The following is a 23,070-nucleotide window of genomic DNA, read 5'->3' as shown; positions in this document are numbered from 1 at the left end:
GATAATGGACGGCATGACTGACTTCATCGCCGATCTCGCTGACTTCATTACCGCCTCGCCCTCCTCCTACCACGCCGCCGACGAAATCGGCCGGCGCCTATCCGAGGCCGGGTTCACGCGGCACAGCGAATCCGATGCGTGGGACGCCTCCCCCGGCGGCCACTACCTCATCCGCGACGGCGCGCTCATGGCCTGGGTCGTGCCAGAGGGCGCCGATGCCTCGAGTGCCTTTCGCATCGTGGGCACCCACACCGATTCGCCGTCGGTCAAGCTCAAGCCCATCCCCGCGATCTCGCGATACGGCTGGCAGAGCGTCGGCGTGGAAATCTACGGCGGCCCGCTGCTGAACTCCTGGCTCGATCGCGACCTCGCCTTCGCCGGCCGCGTCGTCGATGCCGACGGCGCCGTCCACCTCGTGCGCACCGGGCCCGTCGCCCGCATCCCGCAGCTCGCGATCCACCTCGACCGCCAGATCTCCGCCGACGGCCTCAAGCTCAACAAGCAGCAGCACACCGCCCCGATCTACGCCGTCGGGGACGAGGACGCCGATATCCTCGACGTCATCGCCCGCACCGCCGGCCTGCGCGCCGGAAATATCACCGGCCACGACATCTACGCGATCGACACCCAGCCGCCCGCCGTCATCGGCGCGAACGAGGACCTGTTCGCCGCGGGCCGGCTCGATAACCTCTCCTCGACCCACGCGGCGCTGTGGGCGCTTGAGCATCTCGCCGATCACACGCGCGACATCCTCGTCTTTGCCGCCTTCGATCACGAGGAGGTCGGCTCGGCCACCCGCTCCGGTGCCGCGGGCCCGATCCTCGCCGACGTCCTTACCCGCACCGCGGCGGCGCTCGGCGCATCCAGTGACGAGACCGCTGCAATACTCACCCGCTCCGCGCTGCTGAGCGTGGACGCCGGGCACGCCGTCCACCCCAACTACGCCGACCGCCACGACCCGGACAACCGCCCGCTGCTGAACGCCGGCCCCGTCTTAAAGGTCAACTCCCAGCAGCGCTACGCCACCGACGCGATCGGAATCTCGATGTGGCAGCGCGCCGTCGCCGCCGCCGGCATCGACTCCCAGGTCTTCGTCTCCAACAATGCGATGCCCTGCGGCTCGACAATCGGCCCGATCTCGGCCACCCGCCTGGGCCTCACCACCGTCGACGTCGGCGTCCCGCTGCTGTCGATGCACTCCGCGCGCGAACTCGCCGGCACGAAGGACCTGCCCGCCCTCGCCAGCGCCATCTCCGCGTTCTACACCACGATCGAGCTGTAAAGGAGCGCCATGCGCGAGACCGACGAAGCCAAACCCCGCCTCCTCGTCGTCGACGACGAACCGAATATCCTCGATCTGCTCGCCGCCTCGCTGCGGTTTGCGGGCTTCGAGGTGGACACCGCAGCCGACGGCAACGCCGCCCTGCACCTGGCACGCACGACGAGTTTCGACCTCATCGTGCTCGACGTCATGCTGCCCGATATGGACGGCTTCACCGTCATCCGGCGCCTGCGCAGCGCCCGCATCGAGGTACCCGTGCTGTTTTTGACCGCGCGCGATGACGTCGCCGATAAGCTCACCGGCCTGCAGGAGGGCGGCGATGACTACGTCACGAAGCCATTCTCGCTGGAGGAGGTCGTCGCCCGCATCAACGCCGTGCTGCGCCGCACCCGCCCGATCCTCGACGACGACTCGCGCCTGACCTACGCCGATCTCGTCCTGAACGACGACACGCACGAGGTCCACCGCGGCGGCGTCCTCATCGATCTGTCGCCCACCGAGTTCAAGCTGCTGCGCTACCTCATGATCAACGCCGAACGCGTCGTCTCCAAGTCGCAAATCCTGGACCACGTCTGGGAGTACGACTTTATGGGCGATGCGAACATCGTCGAGTCCTATATCTCCTACCTGCGCCGCAAGGTCGAGATGCCGGACGCGCCCACCCTCATCCACACCCGCCGCGGCGTCGGCTACATGCTGCGAGCGGAGGAGGCCAGGCAGTGAGCGGCATCCAGCCGCGCACGAGCCGGTTTGAGGAGATTCCGCTTTCCACCCGGCTCGTGACGACGTTCGCCGTGCTGCTGAGCTTCGGCCTGTTCGTCGCCTTCCTCGTCACGAGCTCGATCCTGCGCTCCTCGCTGCTCACCCAGCTCGACGTCCAACTCGCGACGACGGCCAACTCCCTGCAGGCCTCGCCCGCGCAGTGGCTCGACCAGCAGCGCAGCGACGAACAACTGCCGAGCCAGTATTTCATCCAGGTCGATCTCGTCGACGGCCGCTCCAGCCAGCTCGTGCGCGAGGACACCGTCAATGAGTTCGGCAGCCCGACGATCGCCGAGCTCGACTCCCAATCGCGCGCCACGAGCCGCCAGGCCGTGACCGTGCCGAATCAGGAAAGCGGCGGGCCGTGGCGCGTCTACCAGGTGCCGCTGTATAACCAGGCGACGCAGTCCGTGATCGGGGTGCTCTCCGTTGCGCTACCGACGGCGAGCGTGCTGCGCCCGCTGGAGGATTCCATCGGGCTGCTCGTCGGCACCTCCATCCTGCTCGTCGTCATCGGCGGCCTCGTCTCCTGGCTCGCGATCCGCCGCCACCTCAACCCGCTACGCGAGATCGAAGCGACGGCCGGCGCGATCGCCGCCGGGGACCTGTCCCGGCGTATCCGGCCCCGGCCCCCGACGACGGAGGTCGGCTCGCTCGCCCAATCGCTCAACGTCATGCTCGCCCAGATCGAGCAGGCATTTTCCGATCGCACCGCCTCCGAGGCCCGCACCCGCCAGTTCATCTCCGACGCCTCCCACGAGCTGCGCACCCCCGTCGCGACGATCCGCGGCTACGCCGAGCTCTACCGCATGGGCGGCATCCCCGAGGCGAACCTGCCCGAGGCAATCGGGCGCATCGAGTCCGAGGCCGCACGCATGGGCGAACTCGTCGCCGACCTGCTCCAGCTCGCACGCCTGGATGAGGGCCGCCCGCTGCATATCGACATTATTGACCTGGCCGCGCTCGCCTCCGACGCCGCCAAAGACCTCGCCGTGCTCGATACCTCCCGCACCGTCGAGGTCATCGCCCTGGACGGTTCGGCCGCCAGCGAGACCCTCGCGTGCGCCGATCCGGACAAGATCCGCCAGGTCCTAGCCAACCTCGTCGGCAACCTCATGAAGCACACGCCCGCGGGCTCCCCCGTCGAATTCGCCGTCGGCACCGAGGACGAGCGCGCCGTCGTCGAGGTCCGCGATCACGGGCCGGGCGTCCCGCCCGAGGAGGCCTCCCAGATCTTCCGCCGGTTCTACCGCGTCGATACCTCGCGCGCCCGCACCTCCGGTGGCTCCGGCCTGGGACTCGCGATCGTCGCGGCCATCGTCGAGGCACACTCCGGTGAGATCGCCGTGCGCACGACCGACGGCGGCGGTTTAACCGTCAAACTTCTGCTCCCGCGCCCACCATCGGCTGTGATGACTGAGACAACCGAGCAATGAGGTGGCAATCGGGCCCCTGCCGGGTCTAGCATGGCGGGGCCAGTATTGTCCTATGGAGGATGTTGTGAACATGGGCGGTGCACCCGCACCCCAATGGCTCGCCTCAGCGTTCGTGCGTAGCGCACGCGCCGTCGGAGCCACCGCCGATGCAGCCGAGCTTGGCGCCGTCGCTGACCGCCTCATTGCCCGGTGGCAGGAGCCCGGCCGCTTCCACCATGGCCTGTCCCACCTCATCGAGGTACTGCAGCGCGTGGACACCCTCGCCGAGGAAACCCACGACCCGGACGCCGTGCGCCTGGCCGCGTGGTACCACGGCGCAATCTTCGATACTTCGCTGGTGACCGAATACCGCCGCGCCGCCGGTGAGGACAAGGCCGCCAGCGCCGAACTCGCCCGCACCGAGCTGAGCGCCATCGGTGTGCCGGAGGCAATGGTTGATCGGATCACGACGATGATCCTGACGCTGCGCGGGCACGCGAGCGAGTGCACCGACATCGACTGCCAGGCGCTGTCCGACGCGGACCTCGGATCGCTCGCCGTCGAGCCGCAAAAATTCCGCGCCTACCGGGACAATGTCCGCAAGGAATTCGCCCACCTCGACGTCCTCGACTACGTCGAGGCGCGCATCGCGATCATCACCAAGCTGCTCGGGCGCAACCACCTGTTTGCCTCCCCCATGGCGGCCGTGTGGGAAGACGCCGCCCGCGAAAACCTCGCCGCCGAGCTCTCCCGCCTGAAGGCCGAGCGCGAATGCCTCACCAAGAAGCGCGAGGCCGGCCCCTGCGAGGATCCGGTCGCGCCCCACGACGTTCCCGAGCAAATCTCGGGCGATAAGCCCGCGGCGACGACGCCGAGCTCGCTGGAGTCCGAGCCCGCACCCAAGCCCCGCACCGAGGGCGAACGCCGCATCGACGGCGAGCGCCGCGTCGATGGTGAGCAGCGACCGGCCGAGGTCCTTGGCCGGCCCGTGAGCGATGCGTCAGCGCCCGGCGCCGAAACCGGCCCCGCGGCCTCCTGGGGTATCGAGCGCGAGCCGTCGGATCTGCGGAGCCTGCCGCGCCGCAATGCGCGCACCATCCGCCTGGAGCGCCGCACCGAGCTGCAGGTCGACGATCCGGAAAAAAACCCACCCAAGCCTTCCGGGGAGCGTCCCACCCGCCCGAAGGATGATGACGCGACGGGTTCGCTGTTCAAGCCGCTGAACGTCGACTGACCTGGCCGGGCCTATCCACAGGCCCACCCTGCGGGCGCCGCGCCCGCGCCCATCCCGGCCCGCACCCGGGCCGCTGCCCGATCCTTCCTAGCGTGTGACTCGCAGGTGAAAGCCACCTGACACGCAACGCAAGGACGAATCCCATGCAGCTAACCGTCAACTCCACCGAACTCCAGGCCTCCTCTGCCCGCACCACCGCCTCGGTATCCTCCGTGCGCGCCGAGGTCCACGCCCTCATGGCCAACCTGCAATCGTTGCAGGGCTCCTGGTCGGGCGCAGCCTCCGACGCCTTTGGCGACTGCGCCCGTCGCTGGCACCTCATCCAGCAGCAGGTCGAGGTCAGCCTGGAAGAAATCAGCCAGGCCCTCACCGCCGCCGCCCGCCAGTACGAGGACGTGGAGGCCGCCTCCCGCGCGATGTTCGCCGCCTGAGGCCGCCACGTACCTCACGTCATCCGGCCCGGCCGCGCCTAGGGCTGGTCGGGCCGGATGACGTGCAGCACGGTATCGAGCGCCGCCTGCTCGCCATCCGCATCGCCGGCCGCGGACTCGGACTCGTAGCGCTCAATCACCTCCGCCCGCACGATCGTCCCCTCGGCGACGTAGGGCAACAGCTCCTCGAGGCGGTGCAGCACGTCCGGGTTCTTCGGCCCGCCGACGCCGCCGGCGAGGTTCGAAATATCGTGTCCGATGAGCACGAGGCGCCCGCCGGGCGCGAGCCAGCCCATGGCCCGCTGCAGGATCGCGCCGAGGTCCTCGCTCGGTAGCTGCAGGTAGCTGAGCGCAATGAGCTCGACGCGGCGCGGCGGCGCATAGTTCTCCACCCGCGAGGCAATCCACGTGATCCGCTCGCCCCATGCCTGCCCAGCCGCGGCCTGCTTGCCGCGCTCAATCGCGACGCTCGATTGCTCAACGGCGATCACCCGGTAGCCGCGCTCGGCGAGGTAACGCGCATTTCGCCCCTCGCCCGCACCGATGTCGAGCGCCACGGGTCGCGCGCCATCGCCCGCGGCGGTCAGCTGCGCATCGGCAAATGTTTCGACCTCAGCCACGAGCGGGCCCGCGGGCTCCTTAACCCACACGGGCGCGTCGCGGTAGGTATCGTCCCAGTTCGTCATGGCTCCACAGTAGGGCACGCCGATCGCTCCGCGCCGACGACGAACCGCCGGCCACCCACGAGGGTGACCGGCGGTTTCGCGGTGATGTGGACGCTAGGTCCTCGGGCTTAGAAGCCGCCCATGCCGCCCATGTCGGGGGCAGCCGGAGCAGCCGGCGCCGGCGGCTCGGGCTTGTCGGCGACGACAGCCTCGGTGGTGAGGAACAGGCCAGCGATCGACGCGGCGTTCTGCAGCGCGGAGCGGGTGACCTTGACCGGGTCGTTGACGCCCGCGGCCATGAGATCCTCGTACACGCCGGTCGCGGCGTTCAGGCCGTGGCCGGGCTCCAGGTTGCGGACCTTCTCCACGACGACGCCACCCTCGAGGCCAGCGTTGACGGCGATCTGCTTGAGCGGAGCCTCGACGGCGAGCTTGACGATGCTTGCGCCCGTCTCCTCATCGCCCTCGAGCGCCAGGCCCTCGAAAGCCTCCTTGGCGGCCTGGATGAGCGCGACGCCACCACCGGCGACGATGCCCTCTTCGACGGCGGCCTTCGCGTTACGCACGGCATCTTCGATGCGGTGCTTGCGCTCCTTGAGCTCGACCTCGGTCGCAGCGCCAGCCTTGATGACGGCGACGCCACCGGCCAGGCGCGCCAGGCGCTCCTGCAGCTTCTCGCGGTCGTAGTCCGAGTCGGACTTGTCGATCTCCGAGCGGATCTGGTTGACGCGGCCCTCGATCATCTCGGGCGCGCCGGCGCCCTCAACGATGGTGGTCTCGTCCTTGGTGACGACGACCTTGCGGGCGCGGCCCAGGACGTCGAGGTCGGCGGTCTCCAGGGAGGTGCCGAGCGTCTCGGAGATGACCTCGCCGCCGGTGAGGATGGCGATGTCCTGCAGCATGGCCTTGCGGCGGTCACCGAAGCCGGGGGCCTTCACGGCGGCCGACTTGAAGGTGCCACGGATCTTGTTTACGACGAGGGTCGCGAGGGCTTCGCCCTCAATGTCCTCGGCAACGATGAACAGCGGCTTGCCGGACTGGATGACCTTCTCCAGCAGCGGCAGCAGGTCCTTGACGTTGGAGATCTTGGACTCGACGAGCAGGACGTAGGCGTCCTCCAGGACGGCTTCCTGGCGCTCGGGATCGGTCACGAAGTAGGGGGAGATGTAGCCGCGGTCGAAGCGCATGCCCTCGGTGAGCTCGAGCTCCAGGCCGAAGGTGTTGGACTCCTCGACGGTGACAACGCCTTCCTTGCCGACCTTGTCCAGCGCCTCAGCGATGAGATCGCCAATGGCCTGGTCGCCCGCGGAAATCGCAGCGGTCGCGGCGATCTGCTCCTTGGTCTCGACCTCCTTGGCGTCTTCCAGCAGCTTCTCGGCGACGAGTTCGACAGCCTTTTCGATGCCGCGCTTCAGCGCGATCGGGTTGGCGCCAGCGGCGACGTTGCGCAGGCCTTCCTTCACGAGGGCCTGGGCGAGAACGGTCGCGGTGGTGGTGCCATCACCGGCGACGTCGTCGGTCTTCTTCGCGACCTCCTTGACGAGCTCCGCGCCGATCTTCTCGTAGGGCTCTTCCAGCTCGATTTCCTTCGCGATGGACACGCCATCGTTGGTGATCGTGGGGGCGCCCCACTTCTTTTCGAGCACGACGTTACGGCCCTTGGGGCCGAGGGTGACCTTGACGGTATCGGCGAGGGTGTTCAGGCCCCGCTCCATGCCGCGACGAGCTTCCTCGTCGAATGCAATCATCTTTGCCATGGGGTGAAATCCTCCATAGATGGGCAAGGCGGCTCGATGCCCGCGACGGACGGAAAACTTCAAGCGACGCAACTCGGTCTGCACGCCGCGGCTTTCCTCATCGACCCACCGGGTTCTTATCACTCACCTACCGGGAGTGCTAATAGGTAGTTTGGCACTCTCGCCTCGAGAGTGCAAGACCGCTAACGCGGCTGTGGACAACCGCGGGTTAGCGCCCGAGTACGTTGGTGCGCAACACGATCGCGATGGACTGGCTCGATCGCGACGATTCCACCAGATTCGTAATCCCTAGCTTGGCCGCGATCTTTTCCGCCGACGCCTTGTGTGCGGGCGAGTTGTAGTAGATCGTGTCCGCTGCCGGCGAATTCGAGGTGTAGTTTTCGGCGACGACGTTCGTGAACCCATCGGCCTTCAGCGACTGCGTCACGCGGCCCGCGAGCCCGTTAATCCCCGAGCCATTGAGTACCGTCACGAGCTGGTTGAGATCCGCCTCGCCCGAGGTCGCCTCATCGGTGGGCTCATCAGTCGCGGTCGCGTCATCGCCCGGGGTTTCGCTCGCGCCATCGGTCGGGCTCGCCTCATCCGTGGGGCTTGCCTCATCGGTCGGGCTCGCCTCATCCGTGGGACTTGCCTCCTCGGTCGGCGTGCTCGTCTCGGGCGCGGGCGCCGCGCTCGTCTGAGTGGGCGACGGAGCTGGCGCCGGGGTGCGCGAGGAGCCGAGGAAACTCACGGCGGCCCACGCGAGCAGTGGCGCGAGCAGGATCACCACAACGTAGGGAAGATAGCGCTGCCACGCCGGCTCCAGGCGGCGATGCACGCCGACGGGACCACGATCGCGCGCAGCGACGTCGAATTCATCTTCCTCGTAGTGGGTCATGGCGCTAGCTTATCGGTCTGCCGCGCTTTTTCGCCGCTCCTGCCTCGCGCGGGCGCGAGATTCTCGCTGGGCAAGCAACTTCTTGACGACGATCGGGTTGGCCGCGAGCGCCTCGGGGCGATCAATCAGCCGTGCGAGGTGATGGTAGTAGTCGGTCGACGTCATCCCGAAAGTCTCGCGGATTGCGCGCTCCTTGACGCCCGTGAGCCGCCAGTAGCGGCCTTCGAACTGGAGCATTGCTTCCTCGACGTCACTGAGCTGAGCTGCCATCGATCCTTCCTTCGCGGGGCCATCGCCCCTCACCCATGTACCTCTGCCCTCCACGGTAACCGACACGCACGCGCGAACGCGCGAACGCTCTAGCATAGTGCGCGTGAGAGTCACTGCCGCTATCGACCCGAGTTGGGCCGAACCGCTTGCGCCCGTCCTACCCACCATCGCGCGCCTGGGCGACATGCTGCGCGAAGAAAACGCGGCCGGCCGCGGCTACCTGCCCGCCGGCACCGACGTCCTGCGCGCGTTCACCTATCCCTTTTCGGGCGTCAAGGTCCTCATCGTTGGCCAGGACCCTTACCCGACGCCGGGCCACCCCATGGGCCTGAGCTTTTCCGTGCAGCCCGACGTGCGACCGCTACCCAAATCGCTCGTCAATATCTACCAAGAACTCTCCGACGACCTCGGGATCGAACCGGCCGCTCACGGCGACCTCACCGCATGGTCCCGGCAGGGCGTCATGTTGCTCAACCGCGTCCTGACCGTCACCCCGAGAAAGCCCGCCTCCCATCAAGGCCGCGGCTGGGAGGAGGTCACCGAATGCGCGATCCGCGCGCTCGCCGCCCGCGATCAGCCGCTCGTCGCGATCCTGTGGGGACGCCACGCGCAATCACTAACTCCCCTGCTGCGTGAAGGCCCTCGCGTCTCCATCATTTCCTCCCCGCACCCCTCGCCGCTGTCGGCCTACCGCGGCTTTTTCGGCTCCAAGCCCTTCTCCCGGACGAACGACGCGCTACAAGCCGCCGGCACGGACCCGATCGACTGGCGCCTGCCGCCCGCATAGCCGCACTCCGCGCCCGCCGCCGTTATCCACATTCGTCCTAGCCCCTACGCCGCAGGCGCCAGAGTTATCCCCACACCTCCCCCGCGAACAGGATGACCGTGCCACGGTTGACCCATGTCGCATTCGGAGCTCATCGCCCAGTTCACCACCGAGACCGGTGAACTGGACCTCGGCGCGCTCGACGCCATCGATGCCCTTCTGCGCGCCGGCCAGGAAAGCGGCTGGTCGCGGCGCACCCCGCAAGACCACCTGCACGCCGTCCGCCTCCTCGGGCGGATCTCCCGCCGCGCCGACGCCTCCGGCACCACCTGTATCTCCGACGCGAACGCCACCAAAGCCGCCAAGGTCGAACGCACCTACCTCTCGGGCATCATCCAAGCCGAAACAAACGAGACCTCCCGCGCCGCCTCCAACGCTGTCCTGTCCGCAATCGACGCCGCCCGCTACCCCACCTTCCTCGCCGCCTATGCCAACGGCCAACTCTCGCGCCGCCACGTCACCCGCGCTGCCCGCACATTAAACCGCTGCGAGCGCTTCTTCGATCCCGAGGTCTTCGACGAGCTCACCGCCTCACTGCTGGAACGCGCCGTCACCGTCGATCCCGACTCCTTCGTGAAGGACTGCGAAAACCTGCTGCGCGATGTAGACGAAAAGTCCGGTAAAGCCCAAGATGAACTCGCCAAACTCAAAATCGAGCAGTCGCGCGCCGACCGCGGCATCGTCTTTATGCCGCGTGACCGCAACCACCCAGAATTCGGCACGGACGTGCGCATGCACCTCACCCAAGCCGACTGCGACGTCATCCTTCCCGTCCTGGACCGCATCTCCCAGGGCATCCGCTACCGCCGCCGCGCCGCCAAGCAACCGGGCCTGAGCACCCGCGAACGCTACGCCGCCGCGCTCGTCGAGGTCGCCCACCGGTTCACTCGCCCCACCTCCGGCAGCTGGTACCACCGCGGCGATGATCTCTTCACCCAGTTCGACGGCACCCTCGACGACGCCAACTCCGCCAACCCAGACGGCACCTCCTCGCGCCCTGACGGCACGTCGGCCAGCCCAGCGAGCCCCACCTCCAGGGCTTCAGCCAGCTCGGGGCCTAGCAATGATGCCTTCCCGCCCTTTGACCCCGACGGGTTACCGCCGCTCGACGACGAACCAAACCTTCCGGATGACCTCACCGGCCGCATCGCCTACCGGCCTTCCGACGAGCGCGACGTCATCTCACCCTCACGAGCCCGCACTCTCCAAAAGTTCATCCAGGCCCAACGAAGCGCCACCTTCCCGCTCTACCGCAGCGCCTACGCACCGCGGAACGACGACGCCGCGATCACGCCACCACGGCACACGCGCCGCACCAGGACACAGCGCCGCCACGAGTCGCGACCAACCGATCAAGGCAGGCCGCCGCCGGCACAGCCAACTGCCCCACCGCACTACATCTGCGAAACCATCCGCAGGAAACCACCCCAAACGGCCTGACGCAATGGCACCGGCCAGCAGCCGGCACCCCTGAGCGAAGGCCCGCCCACCCCTAACTGAAAATCGCGCACGCCACATCCTTCGCTCCCGCGGAAGAGAACAAATGCGGCGGGCTCAGCCATGCCTGCGGCCACGCCTAAGCGCGCCACGCACGAACTAGGGGTGCAGCATCTCCGCCACGGCAAACGCCATCTCGAGCGACTGCTGGTGATTGAGCCGCGGATCAACGAGCGTCTCGTAGCGCCGAGCCAACCCGACGTCGTCAATCTCCTCCGAGCCACCAAGGCATTCGGTCACGTCATCGCCGGTGAGCTCGATGTGCAACCCGCCCGGCACGGTCCCGGCCTCATCGTGCGCGTCAAAGAAGCCCCGCACCTCGTCGAGAATGTCCGAGAACCGCCGAGTCTTGTAACCAGAGCCCGACGTGATGGTGTTGCCGTGCATCGGATCGCACATCCACGTCACGGGCGCCGCATTCTTCGTCACCTCAGCGAGCAACGGCGGCAAGAACTCCCGAATCTTGGAGGCCCCCACCCGCGTAATGAACGTCAGCCGCCCGGGCTCGCCATCCGGATTGAGCTTTTCCGCCAACCGCAACGCATCATCAACGCTCGTCGACGGCCCGAGCTTGACCCCGATCGGATTGCGCACCCGTGACAGCAGATCGACGTGCGCCCCATCAAGCTGGCGGGTGCGCTCCCCGATCCACAGGAAGTGCGCCGAGCAGTTGTACGGCTGGCCGGTACGCGAATCGATGCGCGTGAGCGCCCGCTCATAATCGAGCAACAGCGCCTCATGCGAGGAGTAGAAGTCAACGGTCTTCAGCGCCTCGAAATCCACGCCCGCGGCCGACATGAAGCGAATCGCCCCGTCGATCTCCTGCGCGATCGTCTCATAGCGCTTGTAGGCGGGATTCGACATGAACCCCTTATTCCACTCGTGCACCCGCCGCAGGTCCGCGAACCCGCCCATGGTAAACGCGCGAATCAGGTTCAAGGTCGCCGCCGACGAATGGTAGGCCTGCAGCAAGCGCCACGGATCGGGCGTGCGCGCCTCCGGCGTGAAGGCGTGCGCATTGACGGCCTCCCCCCGGAACGTCGGCAGCTCGACGCCATCGCGCACCTCGGTGTCCGAGGAGCGCGGCTTGGCGTACTGCCCAGCCATCCGGCCCATCTTGACGATCGGCAACGCCGCACCATAGGTCAGCACGACGGCCATCTGCAGGATCGTCATAATCTTGGAGCGGATCCGATCCGCAGTCGCATCCGCAAACGTCTCGGCGCAATCCCCGCCCTGCAACACGAAGGCCTCACCGCGCGAGGCGGCAGCCATCCGCGCCCGCAGCGCGTCAGCTTCGCCCGCAAACACGAGCGGCGGCGTCACCGCCAATTCCGCCAAGACGTGCTCGAGCACGTCCTTATCGGGCCACGACGGCTGCTGCGGCGCCGGCAACTGCCGCCAAAAATCGAGACCCTCAATAACGGACTGCGGACTCTGCTCGTTCACCTGCTTACCTTTCATCGCCCACGCGCCTTGCGCGCGCGGAAACCCGCCGCGTTGCCCTAACAACACGTATGCGCGGGCCTGCGCCCGCGCTGCGTTAAGTATGACCCATAGCCCGACGCCTGTGGCAAACGCCGCCACCAGATGGACCACCTGCCCACCGCAGATACGAGAAAACCCGCCAAACGGCGGGCTTTCCCTGAATGAGCCGACTAGGAGGCTCGAACTCCTGACCTGCTGTTTACAAGACAGCTGCTCTACCAACTGAGCTAAGTCGGCGACTCGGGCGAACCCGAGCTTCCGGCCACTGCCGGGCCGGAAAAATGGTAGCAGATCCCTACTCGGTGATCTCCAGGATGTGTTCGCGCAACTGCGAGCCGTCCGCGTCGTCGCCCCAGTTCTCGCTCTTGACTTCCGCGCCATTGACGAGCAGCGACGGAGTACCACGCAGGCCCGCCTTGCCCATCGCCTCGGTCGCGGCCTTGGCAACGCGCGGCACCGAGCCATTGGCGATCGCATCGACGATCTCCTGCTTGACGCCCGCCTCGCTCGCGGCCTTCGCCAGGTCAGCCGTCACCGGCATCGGCACTTGGTTGCCAGAGGTCTGGTAGTTGCGCCACAGCTCGAAGAACTTCGTCGCGGCCGCGCTCGCATTGGCCGGATCGTCCTTGGCGATCGCGAAGTAGGCATCGGTCGCGCGCGCCGGGAATGCGGTGAAGACCCCCGTGCCGTCAAGGATCGCGACGGGATGCTGCACGAAGGTAATCTCGCCATTCTTGGCCATCTCCATCAGCTTCGGCACGCGCGTCTGCTCGAAGGTGAAGCAGTGCGGGCACGTGAAGTCGGCATACAGCTCGACGACGGGCGCACCCTCATTGACCCCACCGGGCTTCAAATCGGACCCGAATGAGATGGAGCCCGGATCCGCAGCATGGCCCCCGCTCGCGGCGGAAATATTATCCGACGTCTCTGCGCCCGTCAGCTCGACGGTCTCCTGGCCAGCGTTCGGTTCACCCGGCTTGTCTTTCGCGTTCGCGAGCACAAACCACACCACACCGGCGACGACGAGGATGAGGCCAACGATGCCCGCGATCGTAATCGTCCGGGTGCGCTTAGCGCGCGCTTCCTGTTCGGCCCGCAGCCGAGCAGCTTCAGCGCGGGCGGCCTCGCGCCGCTGGGCCTTGGTCGGGCGGGGATCACCGTGAGCCATAGGTCTCCTTAAGGCTTATCCAAAGAACCGGTTTTGTAACCAAGAATCAATACTACTCAGCGGAGCCCAGTTCGCGGTGGTGGGAGTGCCCAGAGTCACCATGAGAAGAATGCCCGCGAGCCCAATGAGCGCGAGCGCCAGCAGCGCCCGCCAATAAAAACCAGGGAACGCCAGCGAAATGGCACGCCGCGTGGCTTCCCGCCCGGCAGCGTAGCTCGGCTGCCACCACAGTGCTGTCATGACGACGGCCATCGCGATCGCTGAGGCGACGGGATCCGTGCCCGCGCTCGCCCAGCCGGAGCCCACATCGGCGATGGAACTCGTGCCCAGCAGGTAGGCGATCGACAGAATGATGACGGCGATGACGACGTGCCAGAGCGCCGCGAATGCATGTGCCACCGTATGCCACAGAGCCCGACCCGCGATCATCACGCCATCGGAGGCCCGCCGGCCATAGCGCCACACCGAGTACGCGTGCGCGCGCATGCCCTGCCCAAAGATCCCGGTAATGAACATCCAGATAAGGACCCCGACGAGGACCCAACCAGGCCACCGCAATGACAGGCCCGAAAGCCCAATGAGCGCCGCGATGCTCGTCCAGGGGTGCGGCGCCGACAGCGGCCGCGGCCCCATCGGTAGCTGGCCGTCCGCCCCCGGAGGGCCAAGTTCGGGAGGCCCCAAGGAATCGAGTTCGCCGCCATATCCGGGCGCCGCCGGATAGGCGCGCGTAGCATCGTGCCCGCCACCGGCCGGCAACACCTGCGTCGCCGGCTCGCGATTCGCCGCAAAAATGGATTCCCGCTGCGGGCCAGCGCCACCCATGTCACCGCCGGAGTCATATCCCTCATGCACACCCAGCTGCTCCGTCGCCCCGCCCGCGACGCCTGACCCACCAGTCCCGCTTGCTCTACCGGCCACCCCAGTGCCGCCGTCGCTACCCAACGCGGGCACCTGCTGCGTCACCGCATCCGCCGCGCCCGTCATCGGCGACGGGCCACCTAGCCCGCCCGGGCTCGCCCCGACACTCGGTGGCGGCGGCGGAATAATGCCCGCACCCGCCGCAGTGCCCGCGGCCCCCGCAGCACTCGCCGCCCCGGCAGCACCCACAGCCCCGGCAGCACCAGCGCCAGCAGCACCCACAGCCCCGGGCGCAAACCGCGGATCGGCACCGTTATCGCCCGCAGCCACTTGCTCGCGCGCGGCGGCAAGATGCTCGGTGACGAGAACCTGCCGCGTATTCTCGGCCTCGGCGATACTGCCATCGTCCCCGGCCTCGGCGGCGGCATAAATCGTGGCGAGCACGGTCGCGGGCGAAGGCCGGTCCAGTGGACTCACCGCGAGCGCCCGCCGCAACACATCGGCGACCGCCTCCGGCAACCCTGCCGTATCGACCTCCTCCGAATGCACCCGCGCAATGATCCCGGGCGTCGGCCCGGAACCGTACGGCGCCCGCCCGGTCCCGGCGAAACACAGCACAGCCGCCCAACTCCACCAATCCCCCGCGGGCGAGGGATCCTTGCCGAGCAGCGCCTCCGGATCCAAGTACCCGGCCGTGCCGGTCACGAGCCCCGTCGCCGTAAACCGCGCATCATCCGCCACCTGCGCGATCCCAAAATCGATCAACACCGGACCGGTCGAATCCATCATGACGTTCGACGGTTTCAAGTCCCGATGCACGACGCCGGCCGCGTGAATCTGCTCCAGCGCGCGCTTGAGTCCCGACGCGAGCCCCGCGAGCTCGTCCATCGTGAAGGCCCCCCAGTTTTCGACGTCATCCTGCAGCGTCGGGCCGTCGATGAGTTCGGTAACGACGAAGGCCTCCGTATCGTCCACCTCGGCGTCGAGCACCCGCGCCACGCCCGCACCGCGCACCCGGTGCAGCGTCGCTACCTCGCGTGCCAGCCGCGCTCGCGCCTTAGGATCGGCGGAAATCGCCGGATGGAGGATTTTCACCGCGACGTTGCGCCCGTCGGCATCGAGCGCACGATAGACCCGGCCCATGCCACCGGAGCCGATTTGCTCGCCCAGGTAGTACCCGCCGAATTCCTCCATGCCCCTAGTATCCCTGCCGAGCCGGGAGCCGGGCCACCCTACCGTCCCCGCGCAGCGCTGACGCCGGCATCCGCACGCGGCTGGCCAAAGCGCCCCCGCCCGCCAGATTCGCTAGGCTTGAAAGGACCCAAGGAGGGGATGAAATGCCTGGCAAGGCAGATGTCGTCATCGTTGCAAATCGGTTACCGGTCGATATTTCCGTCGACGCCAAGGGCAAACTCAGCTGGGACCGCGCACCCGGTGGCCTCGTGACCGCCCTGGCTCCCGTGATGCGCGCGCGCCAGGGCGCGTGGGTGGGCTGGTCCGGCAAACCCGATCTCGACGTGGACGCGTTCGATGCCGACGGCATGCACCTCGTGCCGGTCGAGCTCTCGGCCGCCGAGGTCGAGGACTATTACGAGGGCTTTTCCAACGGCACGCTGTGGCCGCTCTATCACGACGTCATCGTCAATCCCGAGTTCCACCGCGCGTGGTGGAATGCCTACGACGCGGTCAATCGGCGCTTTGCCGAGGCCGCCGCGAACGCCGCCGCCAAGGGCGCAACCGTGTGGGTGCATGACTACCAGCTGCAGCTCGTGCCCGCGCTGCTGCGCAAGCTTCGGCCCGACGTGACGATCGGTTGGTTCAACCACATCCCGTTCCCGCCCGTGGAGATTTTCTCCCAGCTGCCGTGGCGCGAGCGGGTGCTGGACGGCCTGCTCGGCGCGGACGTCCTGGGCTTCCAGCGCTCCTGGGATGCGGAGAACTTCTTGCGCTCGGTAAGGCGTCTGACGAGTGAAAAGGTGCGCGGCTCGCGCGTGACCGTCGAGGCCCGTTCCAAGCTGCCCGCGCGCGAGACGAAGGTCGGCGTCTACCCGATTTCGATCGACACGCAGAGCTTTCAGGAGCTCGCCGCCTCCGAGGAGGTGGCCAAACGCGCGCTCGAGATCCGCGCCGAACTCGGCAATCCCGACGTGCTGCTGCTGGGCGTTGACCGCCTCGATTACACCAAGGGCATCCGCCACCGCCTCAAGATCTTCGGCGAGCTGCTGCGCGACGGCCTCGTGAAGGCCCCCGAGGTATGCATGGTCCAGGTCGCTTCCCCCTCGCGCGAACGCGTCGAACAATATAAGACGCTGCGCGACGAAGTCGAGGTGACCGTCGGGCGCATTAACGGCGACTACTCGGCCCTTGGGCGCGCGCCCGTGCACTACCTGCACCAGACGTTCCCGATGGAGGAGATGGCCGCGCTCTACCGCGCCGCCGACGTCATGCTCGTGACCTCGCTGCGCGACGGCATGAACCTCGTCGCTAAGGAATTCGTGGCCGCGCAGGTGGATCTCGATGGCGTGCTCGTGCTCTCGGAGTTCACGGGCGCCGCCGACGATCTGCCACAGGCGCTCGTCATGAACCCGCACGATATCGAGGGCGCCAAGCGCGTCGTCATGCGGGCGATCGAGATGCCGAAGGCGGAAAAGCGCCGCCGGATGCGGGCGCTGCGCCGCCGGGTGGCGCGCGATGACGTCGCCGCCTGGGCGGACCGGTTCTTTGACGATCTCGCTGCGGCGAAGAAGGAGCACCGTGACTGAGCCCGGCACCTCCCCGGAAGCAGCCGAACTACCCGCGGACCTGACCGCGGCCCTCGCGCGCGCGGCGCGCGCCAGCCGCCTTCTCCTCGCGCTCGATTTCGACGGTTCGCTCGCGCCGCTCGTGCCCGTGCCGGAGGACGCGCGCATGCTGCCTGCGGCCGTGCCGCTGCTGGCCCGCCTCGCCGCCAAGCCTTCGATCGACCTCGTCTTAGTCTCCGGCCGCGCCGGCGATTCCCTCGCGCACTGCGCCGAGGCCCCCGACGGCACCCGCGTCGTCGGATCGCACGGCGCCCAGTGGGGCGCCATCCGCGTCAGCCCCTCCGGCGAGCGCCGCTTCGAAGCCGCCGCCCTGGAGCTAACCGAGGAGGAAGCGGAGCTGCTCGCCCGCGTCACCGCCGCCGCAGAGGAGATCGTCGCCCGCCACCCGGGCGCGAGCGTGGAATACAAACCCGCAGCCACCGTCGTCCACACCCGCCGGGCCACCCCCGAGGTCGCCGCCGCCGCCGAAGCCGCCACGCTCGCGGGCCCCGGTCAGTTCGCGGGCGTCAACGTGCTCGCCGGCAAGGCCGTCATCGAGCTCTCCGTCCTGCACACCACCAAGGGCGAGGCCCTCACGCGCCTGATCGAGACGACGGGCGCGACGCACGCGATCTACGCGGGCGATGACGTCACCGACGAATTCGCCTTCCAAGCCCTCGCCAGCGCCCCAATCAAGGCGACGACGATCAAGGTCGGCGACGGTGAGACCTCCGCCACCTTCCGCGTCGCAGATCCGCACGCTCTCGTCGCTGCCCTTGCCACCCTTGCCGAGGACGACATTTCTTAGGGGACTTTTGTTGCCTTGTGTGAGACACTGTTACCGGTCGAACGTCTGAACAACAACGTTCAGGGGCGACTGTGTCAGAGCGGACACGAGCTGACACCTTTCACAACGGATCGTCCGGCACGTACCTGCCGGTGAAGGGATGTACTTTCAATCATGGCATCGGTAACTTACGACAACGCCACGCGCGTTTACCCCAACACCGAACGTCCAGCAGTCGACAGCCTCAACCTGGAAATCGCCGACGGCGAATTCCTCGTGCTTGTGGGCCCCTCCGGCTGCGGTAAGTCCACCTCCCTTCGGATGCTCGCCGGCCTCGAGGATGTAAACTCCGGCCGAATCTTCATCGGTGACCGCGACGTCACCGACGTGCAGCCGAAGGATCGCGATATCGCGATGGTGTTCCAGAACTATGCGCTGTACCCGCACATGACGGTGGCAGACAACATGGGCTTCGCGCTCAAGATCGCGAACACCCCGAAGGATGAGATCGAAAAGCGCGTGAAGGAAGCAGCTCGCATCCTTGACCTGTCTGAATACCTCGACCGCAAGCCGAAGGCTCTGTCGGGTGGTCAGCGTCAGCGCGTGGCGATGGGCCGCGCAATCGTGCGCCAGCCGCAGGTCTTCCTCATGGATGAGCCGCTGTCCAACCTCGACGCGAAGCTGCGCGTGCAGACGCGTACGCAGATCGCCTCGCTGCAGCGTCGCCTCGGCGTCACCACGGTCTACGTCACGCACGACCAGACTGAGGCCCTGACCATGGGCGATCGCATCGCTGTGCTGAAGGACGGCATCCTGCAGCAGGTCGGCACCCCGCGCGAAATGTATGACACGCCCGCCAACGTGTTCGTCGCCGGCTTCATCGGCTCCCCCGCCATGAACATCGGTACGTTCGATCTGCACGACGGCTACGCCCAGTTGGCCGAAGCCAAGGTGCCGATCACGCGCGAGACGGCCGAGGCCGCCGACGGCGACAAGATCACCATCGGCTTCCGTCCCGAGTCCCTGGACGTCGTGCCCGAGGGCACCGACGGCTCGATCCCGGTACGCGTCAACCTCGTCGAAGAGCTCGGCTCCGATGCCTTCATCTACGGCGAGTTGGCCGGCAGCGAGGAACTGGGCGAGAAGCTCGGCTCCGGTGAGGACGCCGATCAGGTCATCGTCCGCGTCGCCCCGCACTCCGCGCCCGATAAGGGCGAGGTCCTGCACGTGCGCATCCGCGAAGGTGAACAGCACAACTTCTCCACGACGACGGGCGAGCGCCTGCCCTAGGGCAGCATCCGCTGCCGCACGCAGCCTCCCCTCAGGCCAAGCGGGCCGCCGGACGCACCGGCGGCCCGCGGCCATGTCACCGGGCGCACACCGCCGATCCCGGCGGCGGCGCGGCCCGACGTGAAAGGATGTGGGCATGGTAGCTCAGCTACAGATCACTGCCGCCTCGCTCGATCCAGCCCTGCTCGATCTCCCGTGGGAACTTCCCCTGGAGGAGTGGCCCGAATCGGTGCTCGCGGCCCTGCCCCGCGGTATCTCCCGGCACATCGTGCGCTTCGCCAAGCTCTCCGGGCGCGTCGTCGCCGTGAAAGAAATCGGCGAGACGGTAGCGCACAGCGAGTACGAAATGCTGCGCGCCCTGCACCGCCTGGGCGCGCCCTCCGTGCTGCCCATGGCCGTCATCACCGGCCGCCGCAGCGCCGACGGCGAGGAACTCACGCCCGCGCTCGTCACGCAGCACCTCAGCTTCTCGCTGCCCTACCGTGCGCTGTACTCGCGCTCGATGCGCCCCGAAACCGGCGATCGCCTCGTCGACGCGCTCGCCGTCCTCCTCGTGCGGCTGCACACCCTCGGCTTCTACTGGGGCGACGTCTCGCTGTCGAACACGCTGTTTCGGCGCGACGCGGGCGCCTTCGCCGCCTACCTCGTCGACGCGGAAACCGGTGAACTGCACCCGCGCCTGACCGTCGGGCAGCGCGAATATGACGTCGACCTCGCGCGCACCAACATCATCGGCGAACTCATGGACTTGCAGGCCGGCGGCGTCATCGACGAGTCCGAGGACCTCATCGCGATCGGCGACCGGCTCGTCGAGCGCTACCACTCGCTATGGAACGAGCTCACCGCCTCCGAGGCCTTCGATGCCTCCGAGCGCTGGCGCGTGGCCGAACGCATCAACCGGCTGAACGCGCTTGGATACGACGTCGACGAAATCCAGATGACGACGGACGCTGATGGCACGACGATGCACATCCAACCAAAAATCGTCGACGCCGGGCACTACCACCGCCAGGTCATGCGCCTGACCGGGCTCGACGTGCAAGAAAACCAGGGCCGACGCATGCTCAACGACCTCGAGTCCTACCGCGTCATTACCGGGCGCAGCCACGAGCCGATCGAGATTGTCGCGCACGACTGGGTGACGGATGTTTTTGAGCCGACGGTGCGGGCGGTGCCGCGCGAGCTGTCCGGCAAGCTCGAGCCGGCCGAGATCTTCCACGAGGTGCTCGAACACCGCTGGTACATGTCCGAGCAGCAGCAGCGCGACGTCCCGACGGACGAGGCGGTCGCCTCCTACGTCGCCGACGTGCTGCCCACGCGCGAGGACGAGCACACCTTCTTATCGATGGGCGATACCCAGGAGCTGGAAGCGATCCACGACTAGCGCCTCGCGCGTGCGCGCGCGAGCGTACGCATACGCGCGCGCATAGATCAGGGGCACGAGACCGTGCTGGAGTTCGGTCCCGTGCCCCTGCGCCTAGTTAGCGGCCGGCGTGACGGCGCCGCGCGAGCAGCACCCCGCCGCCGGTGATCCCGCCGAGCGCGATGAGCGCGAGCGCAGCGAGCTCACCGCCCGTGCGCGCTAACTCTCCCGGCCTCGACGCGCCCGGTCCGCTCGTCGGACCCGCGCTCGGGCCCGCGCTCGGAGTCGCCGTCGGTGACTGGCTCGGCGTCTCGGTGGGCGTCTCGCTCGGAGTCGCCGTCGGTGTAGCCGTCGGCGTAGCACTCGGATCGGGCGTCGGAGCAGCAGCCCCGGTGAGGATCACGCGCCCGAACGTCGCCGTCTTGAACGTAATCGCCCCGTCCGCCGCGGTGTACGGTACCTCGGTGAAGCCCGCCTCCCCCGCGAGGTAGAGCGTGCCATCGCTCGGCGCGCCCGCGACCTTGAGCGTGACCGTGACCGGCTCGGTCAGCTGCGCGGCGTCGCGCACGCCATTCGGCAGGTGCCGGGTGAGTGCGAGATCCCACGCACCAACGACGGGCCCGGCGCCCTCGGGCACACTCGCATCCGCCACCGCCGTCGCGGAAAAGACTGTCGGCAAAATGATCTGCTTGGGCGCGACGGTCACCGAATGACCGTCACCGGCCTGCAGCTCGTGCGTCGTGTTGTAAACCTTGAGCGAACCCAGCAACGCGGTCAGGTCCGCCACAGACTGCTCGGACACGCGCTCGAACTGCGCCGTTGACCAGGCGGCCGCATCGGCCGGGTTTGCCGCGAACTTTGCCGCGAGCTGGCGGTCTTCGGCCGCGCGCCCGGCGATCAGCGGGGATTCGATCGCGTGCAGGTATTCGCGCACGGGTGCGGCAACGGTCGCGCGATCGGCTTTGACGACGTCGTTGATCGCGCTCGCGAGCCAGTAGTAGGAGCCCATGTCGCTCGGGTCCTTCGAGGTCGATTGCATGGGCGCGATCGTATCCGTGATCGTGCCGTAGTAGGGCAGGTAGGGCGAGCCCTGCGGCGTGCCGATCGTCTGCCACAGCGTGCCGGGAACGCTCTGCGGCATCCCCGTACGCGGCAGCACGAAGATATGCGCCTCCATCGTGTTGGTATTGCCGACGGGGTAGCGCGCGCCCGCAACGGGATTGCCGCTCGCGTCCTTCATCGTCGAATCGTCAACGACCCGCTCACTGAGCTTCGCAAGCCCCTCATCGACCCCTTCGAACCGGTTGCGCTGCATCGCCATAATGTCTGCGACGGAGAGCTTCTTGAACGAGCTGCTCGGCGTGTTCAGCAGCGGGTAGGACTCCTGATCGAGCGTGACGTTCGCCCCCGGATCCAGCGCCTTGATTCCCGCATAGGACCGGGAGGCATTGCCCTTGCTCGTCGTCGTGCCGTAGCTGCGCGCCGGGTCGAAACTTCCGTCGGTCTCGACGTAGCTGCCCGCGTCCTTCGCGGTTTTCACCAGGTCCTTGGAGCAGACGAAGTTCTCCGCATCGGCGCAGTCGACGCGGTTCATGAAGAACGTGTTCGGCATGACCGAGAACTTATCGGAGGGGTACTTCATTGCCGCGTACTGCCGCCCCGAATAGATCTCCATGAACCACACCTGCGCGCCGTCCGCGACGACGAGCGAATTGCCCTCCGCAGCGCCGTCGGCGTCAATGAGTGCGGCCATCCGGTCGATGCCGTCCTTGGCGCTCGTCGCATTGGCGAGCAGCACCGTCGCAAGGACGCCCTCGGTCCAGCCCTGCTTGGTGTAGGGGTCGACGGCGCGGATCTTCTCATTCGCCTTGGCCGATACCGTCGCATCGATCGCGACCCCGGCCGAGTTGAACCCAGCCTCATCGAATCGCCCGTCGGCCGGGGTGACGTCGGAGATGGACGTGAACTTGAGTGAGTCCTTCTCCTGTGTGTAGCTGACACCGGTTTCGGCTCCGACGATGGCCTTGCCGGCGGGGTATTTCCCCGCCTCGTTCACTATGAGTCGTTTCGGGTGTTGCTGTTCGAGATCCTCAGTTCGCCCGACGATCGTCGAGCCATCTTCGGTTAGATCGGAGCCAACGATGACCCCGGTGCATGCCCATGCTGAACTACCAAACAGGACGCTCGCGAGGAACGTCGCTAGGACAGCGGACACCTTTGTCGTAAATTTCACTGTGTCTCCTTCAGTGTCGTCATGCGCCGTTGCATGCGGGATTCCCCCGAATCCACTGCCACGGTACTGCCTTCTCCGGGCCTGCCG

General features: G+C 67.4%; 19 protein-coding genes and 1 tRNA gene. 11 read left to right on the top strand and 9 right to left on the bottom strand.

What is annotated here, in order from left to right:
* Window positions 1-13: 13 nt before the first annotated feature.
* The 5 genes from MUN85_RS00995 to MUN85_RS00975 all read left to right on the top strand — a co-directional run bounded on the left by MUN85_RS00995 (window position 14) and on the right by MUN85_RS00975 (window position 5,124).
* Complete coding sequence (locus MUN85_RS00995) at window positions 14-1,282, top strand: M18 family aminopeptidase (protein WP_250504981.1); 1,269 nt, start codon at window positions 14-16, stop codon at window positions 1,280-1,282.
* A 9-nt stretch (window positions 1,283-1,291) separates the two neighbouring features.
* Complete coding sequence (locus tag MUN85_RS00990; RefSeq protein ID WP_092563406.1) at window positions 1,292-2,005, top strand: response regulator transcription factor; 714 nt, start codon at window positions 1,292-1,294, stop codon at window positions 2,003-2,005.
* Complete coding sequence (locus tag MUN85_RS12845) at window positions 2,002-3,480, top strand: sensor histidine kinase (protein WP_250504980.1); 1,479 nt, start codon at window positions 2,002-2,004, stop codon at window positions 3,478-3,480. The genes MUN85_RS00990 and MUN85_RS12845 overlap by 4 nt, the downstream gene beginning before the upstream one ends.
* A 52-nt stretch (window positions 3,481-3,532) precedes the next feature.
* Entirely contained in the window at window positions 3,533-4,693 is a 1,161-nt protein-coding gene (locus tag MUN85_RS00980) for an HD domain-containing protein (RefSeq protein ID WP_250504979.1), read from the top strand.
* 143 nt (window positions 4,694-4,836) lie between these two features.
* Window positions 4,837-5,124: a WXG100 family type VII secretion target gene (locus tag MUN85_RS00975; RefSeq protein ID WP_250504978.1), complete on the top strand. Its 288-nt coding sequence runs from the start codon at window positions 4,837-4,839 to the stop codon at window positions 5,122-5,124.
* A gap of 38 nt (window positions 5,125-5,162) precedes the next feature.
* Here MUN85_RS00975 and MUN85_RS00970 read toward each other — a convergent pair whose 3' ends face one another.
* From MUN85_RS00970 to MUN85_RS00955, 4 genes are all read right to left on the bottom strand, one after another.
* Window positions 5,163-5,810 (bottom strand): class I SAM-dependent methyltransferase, encoded by a 648-nt coding sequence (locus MUN85_RS00970; RefSeq protein ID WP_250504977.1) that lies wholly within the window; start codon window positions 5,808-5,810, stop codon window positions 5,163-5,165.
* A 107-nt stretch (window positions 5,811-5,917) separates the two neighbouring features.
* Window positions 5,918-7,546 carry a chaperonin GroEL gene (groL, locus tag MUN85_RS00965; protein ID WP_092563421.1) on the bottom strand — a complete coding sequence of 543 codons (1,629 nt, stop codon included), beginning with the start codon at window positions 7,544-7,546 and terminating at the stop codon, window positions 5,918-5,920.
* Window positions 7,547-7,754: 208 nt separating this feature from the next.
* Window positions 7,755-8,423, bottom strand: coding sequence for a LytR C-terminal domain-containing protein (locus MUN85_RS00960; RefSeq protein WP_250504976.1), 669 nt, complete (start codon window positions 8,421-8,423; stop codon window positions 7,755-7,757).
* Between the two features lie 9 nt (window positions 8,424-8,432).
* Entirely contained in the window at window positions 8,433-8,693 is a 261-nt protein-coding gene (locus MUN85_RS00955) for a DUF3263 domain-containing protein (protein ID WP_092563427.1), read from the bottom strand.
* Between the two features lie 103 nt (window positions 8,694-8,796).
* Here MUN85_RS00955 and MUN85_RS00950 point away from each other — a divergent pair, with 103 nt between their 5' ends.
* Window positions 8,797-9,480 carry a uracil-DNA glycosylase gene (locus MUN85_RS00950; RefSeq protein ID WP_250504975.1) on the top strand — a complete coding sequence of 228 codons (684 nt, stop codon included), beginning with the start codon at window positions 8,797-8,799 and terminating at the stop codon, window positions 9,478-9,480.
* Window positions 9,481-9,594: 114 nt separating this feature from the next.
* The gene (locus tag MUN85_RS00945; protein ID WP_250504974.1) at window positions 9,595-10,959 is read left to right on the top strand and encodes a hypothetical protein; all 1,365 of its coding nucleotides are present in this window, start codon (window positions 9,595-9,597) and stop codon (window positions 10,957-10,959) included.
* 156 nt (window positions 10,960-11,115) lie between these two features.
* On the opposite strand, the gene MUN85_RS00940 is transcribed toward MUN85_RS00945, so the two are convergent.
* From MUN85_RS00940 to MUN85_RS00925, 4 genes are all read right to left on the bottom strand, one after another.
* Entirely contained in the window at window positions 11,116-12,480 is a 1,365-nt protein-coding gene (locus MUN85_RS00940) for a class II 3-deoxy-7-phosphoheptulonate synthase (RefSeq protein ID WP_250504973.1), read from the bottom strand.
* 188 nt (window positions 12,481-12,668) lie between these two features.
* Window positions 12,669-12,741, bottom strand: a tRNA-Thr gene (locus tag MUN85_RS00935).
* A 58-nt stretch (window positions 12,742-12,799) separates the two neighbouring features.
* Window positions 12,800-13,672 carry a DsbA family protein gene (locus MUN85_RS00930; protein WP_250504972.1) on the bottom strand — a complete coding sequence of 291 codons (873 nt, stop codon included), beginning with the start codon at window positions 13,670-13,672 and terminating at the stop codon, window positions 12,800-12,802.
* 15 nt (window positions 13,673-13,687) lie between these two features.
* A complete protein-coding gene (locus MUN85_RS00925) occupies window positions 13,688-15,724 on the bottom strand; it encodes a serine/threonine-protein kinase (RefSeq protein WP_250504971.1) in 2,037 nt (678 codons plus the stop codon).
* 143 nt (window positions 15,725-15,867) lie between these two features.
* On the opposite strand from MUN85_RS00925, the gene MUN85_RS00920 reads away from it, so the two are divergent.
* From MUN85_RS00920 to MUN85_RS00905, 4 genes are all read left to right on the top strand, one after another.
* Window positions 15,868-17,292 (top strand): alpha,alpha-trehalose-phosphate synthase (UDP-forming), encoded by a 1,425-nt coding sequence (locus MUN85_RS00920; protein WP_250504970.1) that lies wholly within the window; start codon window positions 15,868-15,870, stop codon window positions 17,290-17,292.
* Window positions 17,285-18,118 (top strand): trehalose-phosphatase, encoded by an 834-nt coding sequence (gene otsB / locus MUN85_RS00915; RefSeq protein ID WP_250504969.1) that lies wholly within the window; start codon window positions 17,285-17,287, stop codon window positions 18,116-18,118. Before MUN85_RS00920 ends, otsB begins: the two co-directional genes overlap by 8 nt.
* A gap of 153 nt (window positions 18,119-18,271) precedes the next feature.
* A complete protein-coding gene (locus MUN85_RS00910) occupies window positions 18,272-19,387 on the top strand; it encodes an ABC transporter ATP-binding protein (RefSeq protein WP_250504968.1) in 1,116 nt (371 codons plus the stop codon).
* Window positions 19,388-19,523: 136 nt separating this feature from the next.
* Complete coding sequence (locus MUN85_RS00905; protein WP_250504967.1) at window positions 19,524-20,771, top strand: DUF4032 domain-containing protein; 1,248 nt, start codon at window positions 19,524-19,526, stop codon at window positions 20,769-20,771.
* Between the two features lie 97 nt (window positions 20,772-20,868).
* Here the strand turns inward: MUN85_RS00905 and MUN85_RS00900 are convergent, their stop codons facing one another.
* Window positions 20,869-22,983: a C69 family dipeptidase gene (locus tag MUN85_RS00900; protein WP_250504966.1), complete on the bottom strand. Its 2,115-nt coding sequence runs from the start codon at window positions 22,981-22,983 to the stop codon at window positions 20,869-20,871.
* Between the last annotated feature and the right edge of the window lie 87 nt (window positions 22,984-23,070).

The organism is Bowdeniella massiliensis (genome assembly GCF_023634005.1).
Classification (GTDB): domain Bacteria; phylum Actinomycetota; class Actinomycetes; order Actinomycetales; family Actinomycetaceae; genus Bowdeniella; species Bowdeniella massiliensis.
Note: the sequence above shows the minus strand (reverse complement) of the source record. Positions and strands in the feature narration are given on the sequence as shown.

Bases quoted from the DNA above. Each gene is read 5' to 3' on its own strand.
- MUN85_RS00995 (WP_250504981.1), top strand. From the start codon at position 14: ATGACTGACTTCATCGCCGATCTCGCTGACTTCATTACCGCCTCGCCC.
- MUN85_RS00990 (WP_092563406.1), top strand. From the start codon at position 1,292: ATGCGCGAGACCGACGAAGCCAAACCCCGCCTCCTCGTCGTCGACGAC.
- MUN85_RS00980 (WP_250504979.1), top strand. From the start codon at position 3,533: ATGGAGGATGTTGTGAACATGGGCGGTGCACCCGCACCCCAATGGCTC.
- MUN85_RS00975 (WP_250504978.1), top strand. From the start codon at position 4,837: ATGCAGCTAACCGTCAACTCCACCGAACTCCAGGCCTCCTCTGCCCGC.
- MUN85_RS00970 (WP_250504977.1), bottom strand. From the start codon at position 5,810: ATGACGAACTGGGACGATACCTACCGCGACGCGCCCGTGTGGGTTAAG.
- groL (WP_092563421.1), bottom strand. From the start codon at position 7,546: ATGGCAAAGATGATTGCATTCGACGAGGAAGCTCGTCGCGGCATGGAG.
- MUN85_RS00960 (WP_250504976.1), bottom strand. From the start codon at position 8,423: ATGACCCACTACGAGGAAGATGAATTCGACGTCGCTGCGCGCGATCGT.
- MUN85_RS00955 (WP_092563427.1), bottom strand. From the start codon at position 8,693: ATGGCAGCTCAGCTCAGTGACGTCGAGGAAGCAATGCTCCAGTTCGAA.
- MUN85_RS00945 (WP_250504974.1), top strand. From the start codon at position 9,595: ATGTCGCATTCGGAGCTCATCGCCCAGTTCACCACCGAGACCGGTGAA.
- MUN85_RS00940 (WP_250504973.1), bottom strand. From the start codon at position 12,480: ATGAAAGGTAAGCAGGTGAACGAGCAGAGTCCGCAGTCCGTTATTGAG.
- MUN85_RS00930 (WP_250504972.1), bottom strand. From the start codon at position 13,672: ATGGCTCACGGTGATCCCCGCCCGACCAAGGCCCAGCGGCGCGAGGCC.
- MUN85_RS00925 (WP_250504971.1), bottom strand. From the start codon at position 15,724: ATGGAGGAATTCGGCGGGTACTACCTGGGCGAGCAAATCGGCTCCGGT.
- MUN85_RS00920 (WP_250504970.1), top strand. From the start codon at position 15,868: ATGCCTGGCAAGGCAGATGTCGTCATCGTTGCAAATCGGTTACCGGTC.
- MUN85_RS00910 (WP_250504968.1), top strand. From the start codon at position 18,272: ATGGCATCGGTAACTTACGACAACGCCACGCGCGTTTACCCCAACACC.
- MUN85_RS00905 (WP_250504967.1), top strand. From the start codon at position 19,524: ATGGTAGCTCAGCTACAGATCACTGCCGCCTCGCTCGATCCAGCCCTG.